The 504-nt window shown below is 36.5% G+C and carries 1 pseudogene; it reads left to right on the top strand.

Annotation, left to right across the window (positions count from 1 at the left end):
* Positions 1-504 (top strand): annotated as a pseudogene (locus tag U5B17_RS09680) (methyl-accepting chemotaxis protein); the annotation flags it as partial.

Here is a 504-nt window from a genome sequence, read left to right as displayed (position 1 = left end):
TTCGTCGATCAAATAAAAGCTGGCAACTTCACTGCTACACTTAACGCGCATACTGCAAACCCAGCCCTAAACGAATTAAAAACAACATTTAAACAGCTTCAAGAAACACTAAAGGATGCAATAGCTAGCGATGGCACAAAAATACACCAGTTACTAGAAACCTTTAAATCTAAAGACTTTACAGCTCGTATAGACGATCAGGGTAAAACAGCAATGGGTATTAATGCTTTGGGCGAGGAAATTTCAAATATGCTTCGCACTAGTCTAAACCAAGCTCAAATCCTTCAACAAAAAGCTCAAATCCTAGCTGACTCAATGAAACAAGTAACAGATGGAGCAAATTCTCAAGCAAATAGCTTACAAGAAAGTGCAGCTGCAGTTGAGCAGATGAGTTCATCAATGAGTGCTATTAATCAAAAAACACAAGATGTCATAAGACAATCTGAAGAGATTAAAAACATCATTGTTATTATTAGAGATATTGCAGATCAAACAAACCTACTT

It is taken from the genome of Campylobacter australis, assembly GCF_050586305.1.
GTDB lineage: Bacteria > Campylobacterota > Campylobacteria > Campylobacterales > Campylobacteraceae > Campylobacter_A.
The sequence above is the reverse complement of the archived record's forward strand: the minus strand, read 5'-3'. Positions and strand labels throughout refer to the sequence as shown.